This window comes from Mesorhizobium sp. M0698, from assembly GCF_040320455.1.
Taxonomy (GTDB): Bacteria; Pseudomonadota; Alphaproteobacteria; order Rhizobiales; family Rhizobiaceae; genus Mesorhizobium.
The window spans coordinates 539221-556186 of record NZ_JAMYPQ010000001.1; the positions used below are offsets into that span (position 1 = coordinate 539221).

A 16966-nucleotide genomic window follows, 5' to 3' on the forward strand; every position below is an offset into this window, starting at 1 on the left:
CGCGGCTTTTCTCGTCGGTGCCGGACTTATTGGCTCAGGCCGAAGCGCGGACGTTGTGCTTGCGCTTCATGAAGTCCTTGGCGGTCTCGACCGCCACCGCGGCGTCGCGGCAATAGGCGTCGGCGCCGACGGCTTTGCCGAATTCCTCGTTGAGCGGTGCGCCGCCGACCAGCACGACATAGTCATCGCGAATGCCCTTTTCCTTCATCGTATCGATGACGACTTTCATGTAAGGCATGGTCGTCGTCAGCAGCGCCGACATGCCGATGATGTCGGGCTGGTGCTTTTCGATGGCATCGAGATATTTTTCGACCGCATTGTTGATGCCGAGGTCAATGACATCGAAGCCGGCGCCTTCCATCATCATGCCGACCAGATTCTTGCCGATGTCATGGATGTCGCCCTTGACGGTGCCGATCACCATCTTACCCTGCTTCGGCGCGCCGGTGGCGACAAGCAGCGGACGCAGGATGAACATGCCGGCCTTCATCGCGTTGGCCGACAGCAGCACTTCGGGAACGAACAGGATGCCGTCGCGGAAGTCCTCGCCGACGATGCGCATGCCCTCGACCAGAGCCTCGGTTAACACCTTGTAAGGCGCCCAGCCGCGCTCGAGAAGGATATTGGTGCCTTCCTCGATTTCTTCCTTCAACCCGTCATAAAGATCGTCGTGCATCTGCTGCACCAACTCGTCGTCGGAGAGTTCCGAAAGGATGATCTCGTCGTCGGCCATTTTTTCTCAGGCTCCTTGCCGGCTACAACTGTTGCGGCAGCTTAAAAATATCGCGTCAATACCTAACCCGCACGGGCCGGTTGTCCATAGCTGATTTGCGACTTCCCGCAAAACGAAAGCGACCGTAAATCTCTTGGAATTCTTGTCGATTTTGCGACAGGCGTTGGCGCTGGCGGGCCGTTTCGAATAGGGTGCATGGCTACGATCCGGCCAGAGACCGCAATATGCGGCCGCAAACGGATTTCAGGCCGGTGCAAGAGCCCGGCCGGAGTAAATCAGGCCAGAACGAAAGCCAGGGAAGAACGATTATGAGTGAGAACGCGCCGGTCGATCAGGAAGCGTCAAACGCACGGCGCGGGCGCGCTGCCAGCGGTGGCGCCGCAGCCCGACGGGCTGCACGTTCGGGCGGCGGCCCCGGCACACAGCTCACCTATATCAAGCGCAAGATCAACGTCTATGAAGTGCTGGACGAGGAAGGGCTGGCGCTGATCGAAAAGAACACCGACACGGTGCTGGAGGAGATCGGCATCATCTTCCGCGACGACGCCGAGGCGCTGCAGCTTTGGAAAGAGGCGGGCGCCGACGTCAAGGGCGAGCGGGTGCATTTCCCCAAGGGCCTCTGCCGCTCGCTGTTGAAGACCGCTCCGTCCGTCTATACCCAGCACGCCCGCAACGGCGAGCGCTCGGTGCAGATCGGCGGCAACGCGACAGTGTTCGCGCCGGTCTATGGACCGCCCTTCGTGCGCGATCTCGACGGCGTCAGGCGCTATGCGACGATCGAGGATTTCCGGAATTTCGTGAAACTCGCCTATATGGCGCCGTCGATCCATCATTCGGGCGGCACGGTTTGCGAGCCGGTCGACGTGCCGGTCAACAAACGGCATCTCGACATGGTCTACAGCCATATCAAATATTCGGACAAGCCGTTCATGGGCTCGGTGACCGCGCCCGAGCGCGCTGAAGATACGGTGGCGATGGCCAAGATCGTGTTTGGTGACGATTTCGTCGAGAACAACACGGTGCTGACCAGCCTGATCAATGCCAACTCGCCGATGGTCTTCGACGAGACCATGCTGGGAGCGCTGAAGGTCTATTCGCGCCACAATCAGGCCTGCATCGTCACGCCGTTCATCCTTGCCGGTGCGATGAGCCCGGTGACGGTCGCCGGCACGCTGACCCAGGTTTTGGCCGAGGTTCTGGCCGGGGCGTCGTTCACACAGCTGATCCGGCCGGGTGCGCCGGTGCTGTTCGGCACCTTCGCCTCGTCGATCTCAATGCAGTCTGGCGCGCCGACCTTCGGCACGCCGGAGCCGTCGCTTGTCTCGTATGGCGCCGCACAGCTTGCCCGTCGGCTCGGCCTGCCGTTTCGCACCGGCGGTTCGCTCTGTGCTTCAAAAATCCCCGATGCGCAGGCCGCCTACGAGAGCGCCAACACGCTCAACTCGACGATCCTCGCCGGCACCAACTTCGTGCTGCATTCGGCCGGCTGGCTCGAGGGCGGTCTCGCCTCCTGCTACGAAAAATTCATGATGGACATCGACCAGCTCGGCATGACGCAGAAGTTCTCCGAGGGTGTCGACCTGTCGGAAAACGGCCAGGCGATGGATGCCATCCGCCAGGTCGGCCCAGGCAGCCACTATCTCGGCTGCGATCACACCCAGGCCAATTTCCAGACCGCGTTCTACCGCTCCAACATCGCCGATAACAATTCCTACGAGCAGTGGCTGGCCGAAGGCGAAAAAACCGCGCCGCAGCGCGCCAACGAGCTCGCGCGCCGCTGGCTCGAAAGCTACGAGGCGCCGTATCTCGATCCGGGCATCGACGATGGGCTGAAGGACTTCATCGCCAGGAAGAAGTCGTCGATGGCCGACGCCTTCACCTGAAAGGAGCCCGAATCAGGCGGGGCTAAAGTCGCCAACATCATCCACAAGGAAGTCTGGCGGAGTGCCTTCTCCGACCCGGACAAGAAGGGGTGATCCCGAGCGCGGCATGACTGAAACCATCGCGGCAGCGCTTTCCGCCTCCGGCCTCATGCTTCGCGGCGGCTTCAATTTTGCAGGTGGTGAAGAAACACCCTCCGGTCTCTCCGGCGTCGCCGCCAAATCCGTGCTGCTGGTGGGGCAGGCGGGTGCCGCACCTTGGCCGCACTTCCTGCGCTGGTTGGAGAAACAGTCACAGCCGATCGACGATCCGCTCGACAGATGGTCGCGCGAAGTGATCGGCGCGGTGGCCGGAAAATTCGGGGCGCGCGCCGTGTCACCGTCCGACAGGCCTTATCTGCCGTTCCAGCAATGGGCGATGCGTGCGGAGGGGCTGAAGCCGTCGCCGCTCGGCATTCTCATGCATCCGAAATACGGGCTCTGGCATGCCTATCGCGGCGCGCTGCTGTTCGAAAATGAGATTGCGCTCCAAGAACCCCACGACGTGATTCACCTTTGCGATACATGTTTGGAAAAACCTTGCCTGAAATCCTGTCCGGTCGAGGCTTATTCTGCGAATGGTTTTGCACATGAAACCTGTCTGGCCCATGTGCGCGGGCAAAACGGCGCGCCCTGCCGGACCGGCGGCTGCCTCGAACGCAACGCCTGTCCTTACGCTACCGATTATCGCTATCCGGCCGAGGTTCAGGCCTTTCACATGGCAGCATTCGCGCGTCTGTAGCGTCGCCGAATGCCGCACGAAATCTTGAAGCAGATCGCCTCATTACAGCTTGCCGCGACGGTCACCGCGGGTATCTATCGCACGTCAGATCAACGGAGCGGATGATGGCCACGCAAGCGATGCAGATCAAGACAAGCGACGGCATTGCCAAGGCCCGGCTGTACCGTTCGGCGGCCCCAGCCAAGGCAGCGATCATCCTCTACATGGACGTTTTCGGTCCGCGACCGGCGCTTGATCAGATGGCGGAGCGGCTTACGGGCGAGGGCTATGCGGTGCTTGTGCCGGACCTTTTTTACCGCAATGCGCCCTACGGTCCGTTCGATCCCAAGACTGCGTTCGGCGACGAGAGGAGCAAGGCCGCCATCACAGGTCTCCTGGGCGGCACGACCCAGGAGATGACGATCCGCGACAGCGGCGCTTTCCTCGATGTGCTCGCTGCCCAGGGCCTAACCGGGCCGGTCGGCATTGTCGGCTATTGCATGGGCGGAGCGCGGGCGCTGAACGCGGCGGCCAGCTATCCCGATCGCATCGCCGCCGCGGCCACTTTTCACGGCGGCAATCTGGCTGGTGACGCAGCCGACAGTCCGCATCGGAAGGCCGCCTCGGTCAAGGCAAGGGTCTATATCGGCACTGCCGGTGTGGACCGCAGCTTTCCGCCGGAGCAATCGGCGCGGCTGGCCGAAACACTGCGCGCCGCCGAGGTCGATCATGTCATAGAGAACTATGCCGGCATGGCGCATGGCTGGTGCATGCCGGACCATAGTGCCTTCGATGCAGCCGGCGCCGAACGCCACTGGAAGCGGCTGACGACGCTGTTTGCGGAGACGCTCGGCCAAGGCACGCCAACCATTACGACGTGACCGCCCGCCAAAAAATTCTTTCCATCGCCCCAAGGAACCGCCATTAGCCTTCGTCCAACAGGCAAATGATGGCGATGATGCTGGACGAAAGCGAAGCCTCCGACGCCGAACTGATCGGACGGGCGAAGGGCGGAGACCGGGGTGCTTTCGGCAAGTTGCTCGAAAGGCACTATGGTTTCGTCTATCGCGCCGCCTATCGTTGGTGCGGGAAAAAGGCCGACGCCGAGGACATCGCCCAGGAAGTCTGCGTCCGGCTCGGGCGGGCGATCCGCGACTATCACGGCAGCGGTGCCTTCACGACGTGGCTCTACACCATGACGCTGAATGCGGCGCGCGACATGATGCGCAAGACCGCCCGCGAGACGGTCAAGACCGAGGCCTATGGCGCCTATGCGCTGATTTCGGGGGAAATCTCGGCTGAGCCGGAAGACCCGGCCGAGACGCTCTGGGCAGCGGTGCGCAAGCTGCCGGACAAGCAGCGCGATGCGGTGCTGCTGGTTTATGGCGAAGGGCTGAGCCACGCCGCCGCCGCCGAGGCGATGGCGATCTCGGAGACGACGGTTTCCTGGCACATCCATGAAGCGAAGAAACGGCTGAAGACGCTGATGCGTTCAGCCGGGGAAGTGTGACCATGGTCGACGACAACGAACTGAACAGACTGCGCGACATCGCAGCACCGGCGCCGGACGCGGACGCAAAGGCGCGTGCCCTCCAGGCCGCGCTGCGCGCCTATGACATGGAAGAAAAAACTTTGCCGGGCGCCCAAGGATCGGTGAGCGGGCTTCGTCTCACAGAGCGAGCACAAAGGCTCTGGAGCGAAATCATGCAAAAGAAACTCTTCGCCACGCCGGCCATTGCCGGGCTCGTTGCCCTGCCGATCGCCGGATACGCTACCATTTATATGCTGGGGGAATCCAAATTCGGCGGGCCCGAATTCGGCGGGGATAAGATCACCGAAACGCTGGCTGACAAACCGGCGACCGTCAAACCGCCGGTCGTTGCCGAAGCGGACAAGCAGAAGAAGGCGGACGCCGACAGTGAAAGCCGCGACACCGGCGAGGCGCTTGTGGCGCCGACATCGCCGCCGAAGGCGGAATCGACCGCGGTCGGCGGGCTGACGCAGCAGGATGTGCTCAGCCGCAATGCACCCGAACCGGCGCAGAGCGGCGAGTTCGCGTTGGATGGGGGTGCAAGCTCCGCGGCTCCGGCAGTCGATGGCGGCGCGCGGGTCGGACGCGTGCCTGGCACGGTTGCCGAGCCCAAGCTGATGGCACAGCAGCCCGCCGCTGCGCCGGCCGACCAGATGCTGCCGCAAGAGGAAAACCGCGACCGCGTCGAGAATTTCAAGACCAACCCGGTGCATGCCGCACTTGAAGACCCGGTCTCGACCTTCTCGATCGATGTCGACACCGCTTCCTATTCCTTCGTCCGGCGCTCGCTGAAGGAAGGCTTTATCCCGCAGGCCGACACGGTTCGCGTCGAGGAGATGATCAACTACTTCCCTTATGCCTGGAAGGGACCGGACTCCGCCTCGACGCCGTTCCACTCGACCGTCAGCGTCATGCCGACGCCGTGGAACGAGCACACCAGGCTGATGCATGTCGCAATCAAGGGTTTCGACGTGAAGCCGGCCGAGCAGCCCAGGGCCAATCTGGTCTTCCTGATCGATGTGTCGGGCTCGATGAACGAGCAGGACAAGCTGCCGCTCCTGCAGTCGGCCTTCCGGCTGCTTGTCAACAAGCTGAGACCTGACGACACCGTCTCGATCGTCACCTATGCGGGCGATGCCGGTACCGTGCTGGAACCCACCAAGGCTTCGGAAAAGGACAAGATCCTCGCTGCCATCGACAATCTGACATCCGGCGGCTCGACGGCAGGCGAGGCCGGCATCAAGGAAGCCTACAGGCTGGCGCAGAAATCCTTCGTCAAGGACGGCATCAATCGGGTGATGCTCGCCACCGATGGCGACTTCAATGTCGGCCAGACCGACGACGACGACCTGAAGCGGCTGATCGAAAAGGAGCGCAAGACAGGCGTATTCCTGTCGGTGTTCGGCTTCGGCCGCGACAATCTGAACGACCAGATGATGCAGACCATCGCCCAGAACGGCAATGGCACTGCTGCCTACATCGATACGTTGGCGGAGGCCGAGAAGGTGCTGGTCGAGGATGCCTCCTCGACACTGTTCACCATCGCCAAGGACGTGAAGATCCAGGTCGAGTTCAACCCGAACAAGGTCTCGGAGTACCGGCTGATTGGCTACGAAACCCGCGCCTTGAACCGAGAGGATTTCAACAATGACCGGGTCGATGCCGGCGAGATCGGCTCAGGTCATTCAGTCACCGCGATCTACGAGATCACGCCTAAGGGCAGCGGCGGCGAACAGATCGACCAGCTGCGCTACGGCCAGGCCTCGGTGAACAATGGCGGTGTCGCCAATGCCGACGAATATGCTTTCGTCAAGATCCGTTACAAGCTGCCGAACGAGGACACCTCGAAGCTGATCACCACGCCGGTAACGTCAACCAACGAGGTGGCGTCGTTCGACCAGGCCAGCACCGACCAGCGTTTCTCCGTTGCCGTTGCTGCCTTCGGCCAGAAGCTGCGCGACGAGGATGCGACCGCGAAGTTCGGCTACGACAAGATCATGCAGATTGCCACCGCCGCCAGAGGAGCCGACCCGTTTGGATACCGGTCCGAGTTCCTCTCGCTTGTGCGCCTTGCCTCGGCGCTCGGCGGTAACCGGTAGTGGCAATGACGGCCGGTTTCTTCAGATGGGATCGTTCTGATAGGGGGAGCCGGCCTACGGGCGGGTGAGGCAGGCCGGCGAGGGAAACCTTGCCGGCCTTTTTTCGCGGCCGCACTGCTTCGCGCGGACCATGTCGCAGACGAAAGCGTCAGGCGCGTCCGCGGCGCCGCTCGCGGCGGGCTTCGCTGGTCTCGGCGACGTTGACCGTAGCCTGCTTGTTGCGCATCGGGCCGATGCGTTCGACGATCTGCTCGACGGTCGGGCGATCCGACTTGGTGTGCGCATCGAGCGCCTTGCGCATGGCGGCGAGGTGCTGGAACGAGGTGCCGCAGCAGCCGCCGACGATTTTGGCGCCGGCATCGACGGCGAGGCGCACATAGTCGGCCATCAGCTCGGGTGTGCCGGAATAGTAGATCTCGGCACCGCGAAATTCGGGAATGCCGCAATTGCCCTTGACGATCACCGTTGCTTCCGGCTTCGCCTCGGTCATGTCGAGCAGCGAAGCGAGAATGTCGGAGGCGCCGACACCGCAATTGGCGCCGACACCGAGCGGTGTCTGCGACAGGCCGTCGACGACGCCGTGGATGTCCTTCGGCAGCAGTCCCATCATGGTGCGGCCGGCGGTGTCGAAGGAGCCGGTATAGGTATAGGGCAGGCCGACGCGGATGGCGGCTTCGGCGGCGGCGCGGATTTCGTCAGGCGCCGACATGGTTTCGATCCAGGCGACTTCGGCGCCGCCGGCCTTCAGCCCCTCAATCTGCTCGGCAAAGGCTTCGACCGCCTCGTCATAGGTCATGGCGCCGAGCGGCACCAGCAGCTCGCCGGTCGGGCCAACGGAGCCGGCCACGATCACCTTGCGGCCAGCGTTGCCGGCGACGGCGCTTGCGATCTCGGCCGCGCGCTTGTTCAGCGCATAGACGCGGTCCTGCGCGTGGTGCAGCTTGAGCCGATGGCAGGTGCCGCCAAAAGAGTTGGTCAGGATGATGTCGGCGCCGGCATCGACAAAGTTCTGGTGCAGGCTGGTGATGGTGTCGGGCGCGGTCTCGTTCAAGAGCTCGGGAGCCTCTCCGGCCTCAAGGCCCATGGCGAACAGATTGGTGCCGGTGGCGCCATCGGCGAGCAGGACGCCCTTTTCGGCAAGCAGAGCGTCGATCGGATTGGTCATGTGAAATACGCCTTCCCGGAAGAATAACTGAGATAAGGATATAAAGAATTCTTTATGTGCCGTCAATGTCGGCACGTAGAGCAACCGGTCAAAATTGCATCTCCGCCAGCTTTCGTGTGAAGCTGGCCGCTTCATGCGCGTTGACGTCCGCGGCACGGATCAGATTGTCGAAATGGCTGGTCAGGGTGCGGATCGGCTGCGTGGCGTTCAGCACCAGATACATGTCGCCGACGTAAATGGCGGCGCGATAGGGCCCGAAGATGGTGTAGGGGATCGAATAGCGCATCCGCCCGTCATAGAGAAACAGGCGGAAGGTGGGATAGAGGTCGTCGAGCAGCGTCGCCATGTGGAGGAGCTGCTGGTGGCGGTCGGCCTCCGGAAAGCGGTCCCACACGCCCAGCCCACGCGCGAAGATCTCCAGCGTGTGGCGCGGCATACAGACTTCCATGTCGGTTTCGGGCCGTCGGTTGTAGTCGATGCGGTACTGCGTTTCGCCGGCCTGTGCCTCGCGGCTCTTGTTGGCGATGACGGCTTCGTAGTCGACAAGCGCCTCGGTGCGCAGAAGATCGGGAATGCCGGCCGGCACGTAGCGGATTTTCGTTCCCGCCGCCTCGGCATGCCAGCGAGCCAGCAGCGTGCGGTCGAAGCCGTCCGGCGCCTCCTCGATCTCAAGGCTCTCGCGGATTTCGCCGGTAACACCCTCGTCGTGGCTGAGGCCGAGCAACCAGTCGAGCGAGACTTTGAATTCGGCGGCGATGTTGAGCAGCGTTTCGGCGCGGGGAAGGCGGGTCGAGGCGCCGGAGAGCAGCTGCGACAGTGCCGAACGGTCGATGCCAACCGCGGCGGCGAAGGCCGACTGGTTCAAATCGGACCTTGTCAAGAGCATTTTCAGGCGCTCGCGAAAGATCGTCGACAGGTCGCGCTTGTCCAAATCTCTACTCTCCCTGACGTGAGCAAAATTTTGCGCCGAAGCGCTCTACATGGCGTTTCGAGCGCAAATGAATCTACGAGCTTGTTTACAATAGATAACATCTGCAGCTGAAAATGCGCAATCGCAACAGTTTGTGCGCCTTATCGCGTTGCAGCGATGCAACGCTCCTGACACAATGCTGTCAGGAATCAAACGGGTTCCGGCGACTGGAAGGCAGTGGTCGATAGCATGACGAGCATGGGCAACAGGCGACACGGCGCAGCGGGCATCGAATGGCCGACCGTATTTCTCGCACTTCTCTGCTACGGCGGCTGGCTCGCTACCGGCTTCCTGCTCTGGCCATCCTACCCGCTGCTGGCACTCGCCTTTCTGACCCTGATTGCGGCGCTGCAATCCTCGCTGATGCACGAGGTCCTGCACGGCCACCCAACCCGGAATGCGCGGCTCAACGAAGCCTTTGTGTTCCTGCCGATTGGCCTTGTCTGGCCGTTTCGCCGATTCAAGACCATTCATCTGCGCCACCATGCAGACGAGCGCCTGACCGATCCGCTCGACGATCCCGAAAGCTATTACAAGGCTCTCTGGCAGCACGAGGAGCTGCCGTCGGCGATGAAATTCCTGCTGAAGGTCAACAACACGATGATCGGGCGTTTGGTGCTAGGCCCGTGGCTTTCCTGCATCGGCTTTTTCATCGACGACGCCAGGCAGGTTGCCGCGGGCGACAATTCCATCCGCAAGGCATGGCTGCTGCATGCGATCGGCCTCGTCGTGGTGCTGCCCATCGTGCAGTTCGGCTTCGGCATGCCGTTGTGGCTTTACGTTCTGGTGCCGGTATGGCTGGGACAATCGCTGATTTCGATCCGCACCTACGCCGAGCACCAATGGTCTGAACATCCGGAAGGCCGCACGATCATCGTCGAGCGCTCGCCGCTGTCCTTCCTGTTCCTCAACAACAATCTGCATTTCGTCCATCACAAGAGCCCGACGGTGGCCTGGTACAGGCTGCCGAAGGTGTTTCGCGACCGCCGTGACGAATGGCTGCGGATGAACAATGGCTACGCCTATCCGAACTATTTCGCGCTGCTCAAGGCCTATGCCTTCAAGGCGAAGGAGCCGGTCGTCCATCCCGTGCTGCGGCGCATGCCGGAACCAGGACGCGCATTCAAGCCGCGCGTCAGGGCACGCAGCCTCAATGGGCTTGGCAGCGCACCGGTACCCGCCGAGCCGCCGAAAGAATGATTCTTGCGTTGTTGCAGGCGGTGCCGCGCGGACGACGCTTTCCTGACCTTGTCAATTTCCCCGCATAACGGTCAAATCCCGGCATGAGCGAATTCATTGCGGCTTTGCCGATGTACGACTGGCCGGAAGCGCGGGACGATGTCGACGCGCAATGGGCGCGGCTGCGCGATGCTTTCAGACAAAAAGGCATCGATGCGCCGGAGACGATCATCCGCCGCACCGGCGATTTGCCCCCCGTGCCTGGCGGTATTCGCGATGATCAGGGAAAACCCATCGCGCCCGATCCGGCGACATTGCCGCCGGACGAACTGGATTTTCACCAGCTCTGGCTGCATCCGGCGCTGCTCTTTGCGCAAACCTGCTGGGGACCGATGGAACTCGGCCTGTCGCAGCGTGTCCAGCTCGTCGGCCAGCCGCGTTACGACGCCTTCGAGGGTGGACAGGGCGAACTCTATTCGAGCGCCATCGTCATGAGGGCGGGCGAGGCACCGCCGGCAAGGGCGCCGGCCGACGGCGGTGCCGTCATTCCGCTCGATCAGCTTCGCAGCAAGCGCTTCACCTTCAACAGCCTCGATTCCATGTCGGGCATCATCGCGCCAGCCCGCGACCTGCAAGCATTGGGCGAGAGTTTGGATATCTTTTCCGCGCTGAGCGAAAGCTGTGGGCACCGTGCTTCGATCGTTGCCGTTGCCGAGGGCAGGGCGGACGTCGCGGCGATCGATTGCGAGAGCTGGGCGCTGGCGCAGCGTTTCGAGCCGGCGGCGCAGAAGGTGACGGTCGTCGGCTGGACAAGGCGGCGCAAAGGCTTGCCGTTCATCACCGCCAGGACGACGCCGGAAACGATCGTCGCCGCGATGCGCGAGGCGATCGCAGCGCTCACGTAAAGCGCGTCGCGTTCGGTCGGCCTCATGCGACGCGCTTTAGATTCTTGTTTTATGCATGTCGTTATCGCAAAGCCGCTGCACACTTTTGCGCGACATGCTAGCGTCGCTCAGCCGCCAAGCAGCCGATTGTCGAGCGGGTAGGTCGAAAGCTTCTCGTTGCCGGTTTCAGTGATCAGGATCTGTTCTTCGATCTTGACGCCTTCGTAGCCGCCAAGCCGACCGATATAGCTCTCGACGCACAGCACCATGCCAGGTTCGAGCACTCCGTCCGGTGTGTCGTCGGTCCAGTCGCTAGCATGCGGCAAAGTCGGGTATTCGTCGGCAAGGCCGACGCCGTGATAGAGCACCCCGTAACGGGCCGGGAAGCAGTCTCCCGGTGGCACTGACGAGCCCTCGACGAGGTCGCGGAACGATATGCCCGACCGCATCAGCTCCGTGTTGTGGGCGATCTGGTCGGCGGCGATGCGGAACAGGTCGCGCTGCTCATGCGACGGCGGCGCGTCACCGCAAAGCCAGGTGCGCGAAAGGTCGGCGCAGAAGCCGTAAGGACCGATCAGGTCGGTGTCGAAAGCGACGAGCTCGCCGGCCTCGATCGTCCGCGACGAACACTCCTGGAACCATGGATTGGTGCGCGGACCCGACGACAGGAGCCGGGTTTCGATCCATTCGCCGCCGCGCGCGATGTTGCCGCGATGGAGTTCGGCCCACAATTCGTTCTCGGAGATGCCAGGCCTCAGCGCCTTCTCCATCTCGCCCATTGCCGCCTCGCAAGCGGCGATCGCCCGGCGCATGGCAAGGATCTCGTCGGGTGATTTTATCAGCCGCGCATTTTCCATCACCGCCTCGCCATTGCCGGTCGAGATGCCGAGACGGGCGAGCTCTTCGATGCCCTCGGGATTGATATGGTCGACGGCGATACGGCGATTGCCGCCGCCATGTTCCAATACCAGGTCGGCGATGCCGGCTGCCCAGCGGCGGACTTTTCCGGTCAGCTCGCCGCTGTACAGATAAGCCCACGACACCGCCGGCCGCACCTCGTCGACGACGCCGGAATGATCGGAAAGGTGCTCGCAGGAGAAATAGTCGAACAGCACCACCGGGCCATCGGTGGCAACGAAACAATGCCTGGTCCGATTGTGTGCGACCCAGAGCTGCATGTTGGTTGCGTCGGTGGCATAGCGGATGTTGACCGGATCGTAGAGCAGGGCTCCCGCATAGTCGCGGCGCTTCAGCTCGGCGCGGATGCGCTCGAGCCGGTATCGGCGCATGGCGGGCAGGTTAGGAGCAGCAATGCCCGCCGCCTGCCATTCGGCTTCCGCCAGCGCTCCATAGCCCAGCGCATGCTGGTTGAGTTCAGCGGCCTTCAGCCGCGATTTTTTGTGCAGCGCATCATTCGAGCCGTCGGGCTCGAACGGCATGATCTTGCGGTGATGACGGGGCCGGTCAGTCGGGTTCCTGTCCACCCTCGGCTCCTCCGCTAACGCCTTCCTTAGGCGCCGTGGCTTCTCCCACCGCCATTCTCTTCAATCTTACATAGGCGCCGGCCCGGGCGGACTTGCCGGTGCCGCGCAACAGCGGAACCATCATTTGCCGTGGTTGGCCGTCCGGCTCATAGCCGGCCGCTTTGAGCTGCTCCAAAATGACCGGCCGCGGATCGTCTCGGTCAAGCCAGACGAGTACGGCTGGCTCCTGCATCAGCGTTTCGAAATTAGGCACTTCCTGGTCAAGTGCGACCAGTTTTTCGTCGACCAACCGCAGGTTTCCGACCCATGCACCATCAGATATTGCGGTTTTGACCGGTCCGTCCGCAGTCAGCTGGCGATAGAGGGCGGGGTAATCCACGCGGATCATCCGCGAGAGGCCACTGGTCCCGTTTATCTGGACGTACCAGGTGGCGGGCGCGAGCAGCACGGCGATGATCGCTCCAGCCGCGATCACCAGAAGCTGCGCATTCCTGCCCCGCGGCGCCAGCCGTTCCATTGTAGCGACGATGGCCAGCGGCAAGATGAACAGGACGGGCAGCAGCCAGCGGTCCTTGACCACCGTCACGCCGGTGGCAAGTACAAGTATTGCCAGCATGGCCAAGCCGAGCGCCAAAGTACGCCACAACAGAATTTCCCTTGCCGGACCTTTCGGGTGCCGCTCGGAGAAACGGAACTTCGCCAGCCAGAAAGTGAGGGCGGAAACGAGAACGGGCAAGACCGCGAAATTGAAGGTGCCCATGATAAACTTGCCGGCGCCGACAAAGGCCGCCGCCACGCGCCCTTGTTGCGCGTCTATTCCGAACTTCTCGCCTCTCGACAATAAATCGGCGGGATGCATGAGGCTCCAATAGGTGGTTGGCGCCAGCACCAATATCGCGACTGCTATGCTGATGGCGAACTTCGGATCGAGGATCGCGCCGCGCCATTCGCGCAGCGACAGCACGGCCGCAACAAGGGCCACCACGAGGAAGACATCATTATATTTGGCAAGAATTGCCGCCGCGGTAGCCAGGCCAAACGCCGCATAGGCGATCATGCTTCGCCGCTCGAGAAGATAGGCCATGGCCAGCAGGAGCAGCGAGCAGAAGCCGACGACGGCGACGGAATGCGACAAGGCGCGCTGCGATTCCCAGACGATCTGCGGGATCGTAAACAGGCCGAACATGGCCGCCGCCGCTGTCGCCTTGGTGTAGCCGAACCGCCGCATGGCGGCGAACACGCTGCAGGCGGCAAGGAACAGCACGGAGTATTTGACGAGCTTCAGCGTGAAGATACTGGTGCCGAAAACATGCGCGGCCAGCCAGTTGATCCAGGTGTAGAGAGGTGGTTGCGAGCCGCCATATCCAGCCCAGAGATGCGGAACATAGATCAGTTGCTCCGCATCATCGATGCCGACGCCGGTTCCCGCCCAAGAGCTCAACAGGGACAGTATGATGGTCTGCAAGGCAAAATAAGCCGCGACCATGACGATCGCCGCCGGGAAGGGGCCGATCCGTCCCTCGGCCAGCCACTCGGCCCATCTCAGATTGTACTTCAATGAAATCTCATCGCCCTTGCCAGCAGAGTGTTGCCGGCTGCGCTAGCATGAAGAGTATGCTCCGCACAATGCGACCGGCTGGCTGCGCCTACGTCCTCATCTTTTCGCCGCTCGGGTCGAAGGGCGGCTCGACATTGATGCGTGCGGGACGCCGGTGCCCGAGGATTTCGATCTCGAACAGCCCGGCGCTCTCGTTCTCGGCAAGCGCTGCCGGTACATAGCCTTGCGCCATCGACTTCTCGACATAATGCGCATAGCCGCCGGAGGTGACCCAGCCGACCACGCGCCAGTCGCCGTCGACAATGCCGCGCACGGCAGACGCGCCTTCGGCGGCGTTCGAGCCGCGCACTTCCTTGCCGCCCGCGTCGAAGCGCGGCGCGCCATAGCCATGCGGCTTTTCCACGGTGCCGTAATCCTTGCCGCCGACCTTGGCCCAGATCGGCTCGTCGCCCATGACGTCTGCATCCGCGGCATCGACGATGAAGGAGACACGGCGCAGTTTCGGCCCTTCTGCCTGTTCCTTGGCCGCTGCTTCCCGGCCGATGAAGTCGTTCTTCTCTAGCTTGATGAAGCGGTCCATCGAGCCTTCGAACGGTCCGTAGATCGGACGTAACTCGCGGAACCAGGTCGGGAAGTTCTTCTCAAGGCGCATCGAGAGCAAAGCCCGCATGCCGAAATCGACAAGGCCAAACTCTTCGCCAGCCTCCTTGATTGCCTTGTAGACCAGGCGCTGGTAGGCAGGCGCCATCCAGATCTCATAGCCGAGGTCGCCGGTGTAGGTGATCCGGTTGACCATGCAGGGCGCTCCGCCGACCGCCATCTCGCGGAAATCCATGAAGCGGAAGGCCTTGGTCGAGATGTCGACATCGACCAGTTTCTGCAGCAGGTCGCGGGATTTCGGCCCGGCGATCGACAACCCGACCAGCGTCTGGTCGAAGCGGTGGATGCGCACCTCTGACGCCCTTGGACCGTCCTTCGGCAGATGCTTCTCGAACCAGCGCATGTGGTATTTTTGCGCTGCCGAAGAACCCCATATCATGAAGCGGTCTTCCCCACCCCTTGGGCCCGCCTTGGCAATGGTGAAGTCCCCGATCAGCCGGCCGAACTCGTTCAGCATGGGCGTCAGCACGATGCGGCCGGTCTTCGGCATGCGATTGGTCATCAGACGGTTGAGGAAGTCCTCGGCCCCTGGCCCGGAGACTTCGTATTTGGCGAAGTTGGCGATCTCGGTGACGCCGACCCTCTCGCGGGTGGCGCGCACTTCCTCGCCGATCGGGCGGAAATCATTGGAGCGGTGGAAGGACACGACGTCCTTCGGCTCCGAGCCTTTCGGCGCGAACCAGAGCGGGGTTTCGAGACCCCAGCTGTCGCCCATGACGGCGTTGTTGGCGAGCATGGTGTCGTAAAGCGGGGTCGTCTGCGCTGGTCTTGCCGCCGGTAATTCCTCGTTGGGAAAGCGGATGGAGAAGCGGCGCGAATAATTTTCGCGGACCTTTGCGTTGGTATAGCGCAGCGTTGCCCATTCGCCGAAGCGCGCAACGTCCATGCCCCAGACGTCGAAGCCGGGGTCGCCATGGACCATCCAGTTCGACAGCGCCAGGCCGACGCCGCCGCCCTGGCTGAAGCCGGCCATGACGGCGCAGGCGCACCAGAAATTGGTCAGGCCCTGCACCGGGCCGACCAGCGGGTTGCCGTCCAGCGCGAAGGTGAAGGGGCCGTTGATGATCTGCTTGATGCCGGCCTTCTCGATGCCGGGGAAATGCTTGAAGCCGATCTCGAGCGACGGCGCGATGCGGTCGATGTCTGGCTGCAGCAGCTCGTGGCCGAAATCCCAGGGCGTGCTGACCGGCGACCACGGCTTGCAGGCCTTTTCATAGGTGCCGAGCAGGATGCCGTTGCGCTCCTGGCGGGTATAGATCTCGCCCTTGAAATCGAGCACGCCAATCATCTCGCGGCCGGTCGACTTGTTGAATTCCTCGACCTCCGGCATCGGCTCGGTCAGGAGATACATGTGCTCCATGGCCAGCACCGGCAGTTCGACGCCGACCATGCGACCGATCTCGCGCGCCCACAGGCCGCCGCAGTTAACCACATGCTCGGCTTTGACTGTGCCTTGCTCAGTGACGACGTTCCAGGTGCCGTCGACCTCCTGCGTCAGTTCCACGACGCGGTTGCGCAGTACGATCTCGGCGCCTAGCTTCCTGGCGGCCTTGGCATAGGCATGGGTGGTGCCGGAAGGGTCGAGATGACCCTCGACTGGATCCCACATGGCGCCGACGAAATTCGTCTCGTCCATCAGCGGGAACATCGCCTTGGCTTCGGACGGCGTGATCAGTTCGGTGTCCATGCCGAGATAGCGGCCCTTGGCGTGGGCGAGCCGCAAGAAGTCCATGCGCTCGGGCGTGTCAGCCATCATCACGCCGCCGGTCAGGTGCAGCGAGCAGGATTGGCCGGAAATCTCCTCGATCTCCTTGTAAAGCTGCACCGTGTAGGCCTGCAGCTTGGCGACGTTGGGATCGCCGTTCAGCGTATGGAAGCCGCCCGCCGCATGCCAGGACGAGCCGGAAGTGAGCTCCGAACGCTCGATCAGCATGATGTCGTTCCAGCCAGCCTTGGCCAGATGATAGAGCACCGAGCAGCCAACGACCCCGCCGCCGATGACAACCGCTTTTGCATGAGATTTCATGAAGATAATTCCGTTTTTGAAGAGATTGAATCGAGTG

At 62.4% G+C, this 16966-nt stretch carries 13 protein-coding genes; 7 read left to right on the forward strand and 6 right to left on the reverse strand.

Features of this window, described 5'->3' with window-relative positions; all coding sequences use genetic code 11:
- Window positions 1-34: 34 nt before the first annotated feature.
- A complete protein-coding gene (locus tag NKI16_RS02735; RefSeq protein WP_023676506.1) occupies window positions 35-733 on the reverse strand; it encodes a cobalamin B12-binding domain-containing protein in 699 nt (232 codons plus the stop codon).
- 308 nt (window positions 734-1041) lie between these two features.
- Here NKI16_RS02735 and NKI16_RS02740 point away from each other — a divergent pair, with 308 nt between their 5' ends.
- The 5 genes from NKI16_RS02740 to NKI16_RS02760 all read left to right on the forward strand — a co-directional run bounded on the left by NKI16_RS02740 (window position 1042) and on the right by NKI16_RS02760 (window position 7003).
- On the forward strand, window positions 1042-2616 hold the full coding sequence (locus NKI16_RS02740; RefSeq protein WP_352587662.1) for a trimethylamine methyltransferase family protein: 1575 nt from the start codon (window positions 1042-1044) through the stop codon (window positions 2614-2616).
- 106 nt (window positions 2617-2722) lie between these two features.
- Window positions 2723-3394, forward strand: a complete 672-nt coding sequence (locus NKI16_RS02745) for a ferredoxin (RefSeq protein WP_023676504.1) — start codon at window positions 2723-2725, stop codon at window positions 3392-3394.
- A 104-nt stretch (window positions 3395-3498) separates the two neighbouring features.
- The gene (locus NKI16_RS02750) at window positions 3499-4254 is read left to right on the forward strand and encodes a dienelactone hydrolase family protein (protein ID WP_023676503.1); all 756 of its coding nucleotides are present in this window, start codon (window positions 3499-3501) and stop codon (window positions 4252-4254) included.
- Window positions 4255-4322: 68 nt separating this feature from the next.
- Window positions 4323-4883, forward strand: a complete 561-nt coding sequence (locus tag NKI16_RS02755; protein WP_023676502.1) for an RNA polymerase sigma factor — start codon at window positions 4323-4325, stop codon at window positions 4881-4883.
- A 2-nt stretch (window positions 4884-4885) separates the two neighbouring features.
- Entirely contained in the window at window positions 4886-7003 is a 2118-nt protein-coding gene (locus NKI16_RS02760; protein WP_023676501.1) for a vWA domain-containing protein, read from the forward strand.
- Window positions 7004-7151: 148 nt separating this feature from the next.
- Here NKI16_RS02760 and bmt read toward each other — a convergent pair whose 3' ends face one another.
- The gene (bmt, locus tag NKI16_RS02765; protein ID WP_023676500.1) at window positions 7152-8168 is read right to left on the reverse strand and encodes a betaine--homocysteine S-methyltransferase; all 1017 of its coding nucleotides are present in this window, start codon (window positions 8166-8168) and stop codon (window positions 7152-7154) included.
- A gap of 88 nt (window positions 8169-8256) precedes the next feature.
- Window positions 8257-9099 carry a helix-turn-helix domain-containing protein gene (locus NKI16_RS02770; protein ID WP_023676499.1) on the reverse strand — a complete coding sequence of 281 codons (843 nt, stop codon included), beginning with the start codon at window positions 9097-9099 and terminating at the stop codon, window positions 8257-8259.
- Window positions 9100-9327: 228 nt separating this feature from the next.
- Here NKI16_RS02770 and NKI16_RS02775 point away from each other — a divergent pair, with 228 nt between their 5' ends.
- Together NKI16_RS02775 and NKI16_RS02780 are read left to right on the forward strand one after the other, a co-directional pair.
- Entirely contained in the window at window positions 9328-10338 is a 1011-nt protein-coding gene (locus tag NKI16_RS02775; protein WP_031211723.1) for a fatty acid desaturase, read from the forward strand.
- Between the two features lie 83 nt (window positions 10339-10421).
- The gene (locus NKI16_RS02780; RefSeq protein ID WP_023676497.1) at window positions 10422-11222 is read left to right on the forward strand and encodes a phosphate/phosphite/phosphonate ABC transporter substrate-binding protein; all 801 of its coding nucleotides are present in this window, start codon (window positions 10422-10424) and stop codon (window positions 11220-11222) included.
- Between the two features lie 107 nt (window positions 11223-11329).
- On the opposite strand, the gene NKI16_RS02785 is transcribed toward NKI16_RS02780, so the two are convergent.
- From NKI16_RS02785 to NKI16_RS02795, 3 genes are all read right to left on the reverse strand, one after another.
- Window positions 11330-12640 (reverse strand): M24 family metallopeptidase, encoded by a 1311-nt coding sequence (locus NKI16_RS02785; protein WP_023676496.1) that lies wholly within the window; start codon window positions 12638-12640, stop codon window positions 11330-11332.
- Between the two features lie 25 nt (window positions 12641-12665).
- Complete coding sequence (locus NKI16_RS02790; RefSeq protein ID WP_023676495.1) at window positions 12666-14243, reverse strand: ArnT family glycosyltransferase; 1578 nt, start codon at window positions 14241-14243, stop codon at window positions 12666-12668.
- Between the two features lie 88 nt (window positions 14244-14331).
- Window positions 14332-16929: a GcvT family protein gene (locus NKI16_RS02795; RefSeq protein WP_023676494.1), complete on the reverse strand. Its 2598-nt coding sequence runs from the start codon at window positions 16927-16929 to the stop codon at window positions 14332-14334.
- Window positions 16930-16966: the final 37 nt, after the last annotated feature.

Coding starts and splice junctions, on each gene's coding strand:
- NKI16_RS02755 (WP_023676502.1), top strand. CDS start 4,323: ATGGCGATGATGCTGGACGAAAGCGAAGCCTCCGACGCCGAACTGATC.
- NKI16_RS02750 (WP_023676503.1), top strand. CDS start 3,499: ATGGCCACGCAAGCGATGCAGATCAAGACAAGCGACGGCATTGCCAAG.
- NKI16_RS02760 (WP_023676501.1), top strand. CDS start 4,886: ATGGTCGACGACAACGAACTGAACAGACTGCGCGACATCGCAGCACCG.
- bmt (WP_023676500.1), bottom strand. CDS start 8,168: ATGACCAATCCGATCGACGCTCTGCTTGCCGAAAAGGGCGTCCTGCTC.
- NKI16_RS02775 (WP_031211723.1), top strand. CDS start 9,328: ATGACGAGCATGGGCAACAGGCGACACGGCGCAGCGGGCATCGAATGG.
- NKI16_RS02795 (WP_023676494.1), bottom strand. CDS start 16,929: ATGAAATCTCATGCAAAAGCGGTTGTCATCGGCGGCGGGGTCGTTGGC.
- NKI16_RS02735 (WP_023676506.1), bottom strand. CDS start 733: ATGGCCGACGACGAGATCATCCTTTCGGAACTCTCCGACGACGAGTTG.
- NKI16_RS02780 (WP_023676497.1), top strand. CDS start 10,422: ATGAGCGAATTCATTGCGGCTTTGCCGATGTACGACTGGCCGGAAGCG.
- NKI16_RS02785 (WP_023676496.1), bottom strand. CDS start 12,640: ATGCCGTTCGAGCCCGACGGCTCGAATGATGCGCTGCACAAAAAATCG.
- NKI16_RS02740 (WP_352587662.1), top strand. CDS start 1,042: ATGAGTGAGAACGCGCCGGTCGATCAGGAAGCGTCAAACGCACGGCGC.
- NKI16_RS02745 (WP_023676504.1), top strand. CDS start 2,723: ATGACTGAAACCATCGCGGCAGCGCTTTCCGCCTCCGGCCTCATGCTT.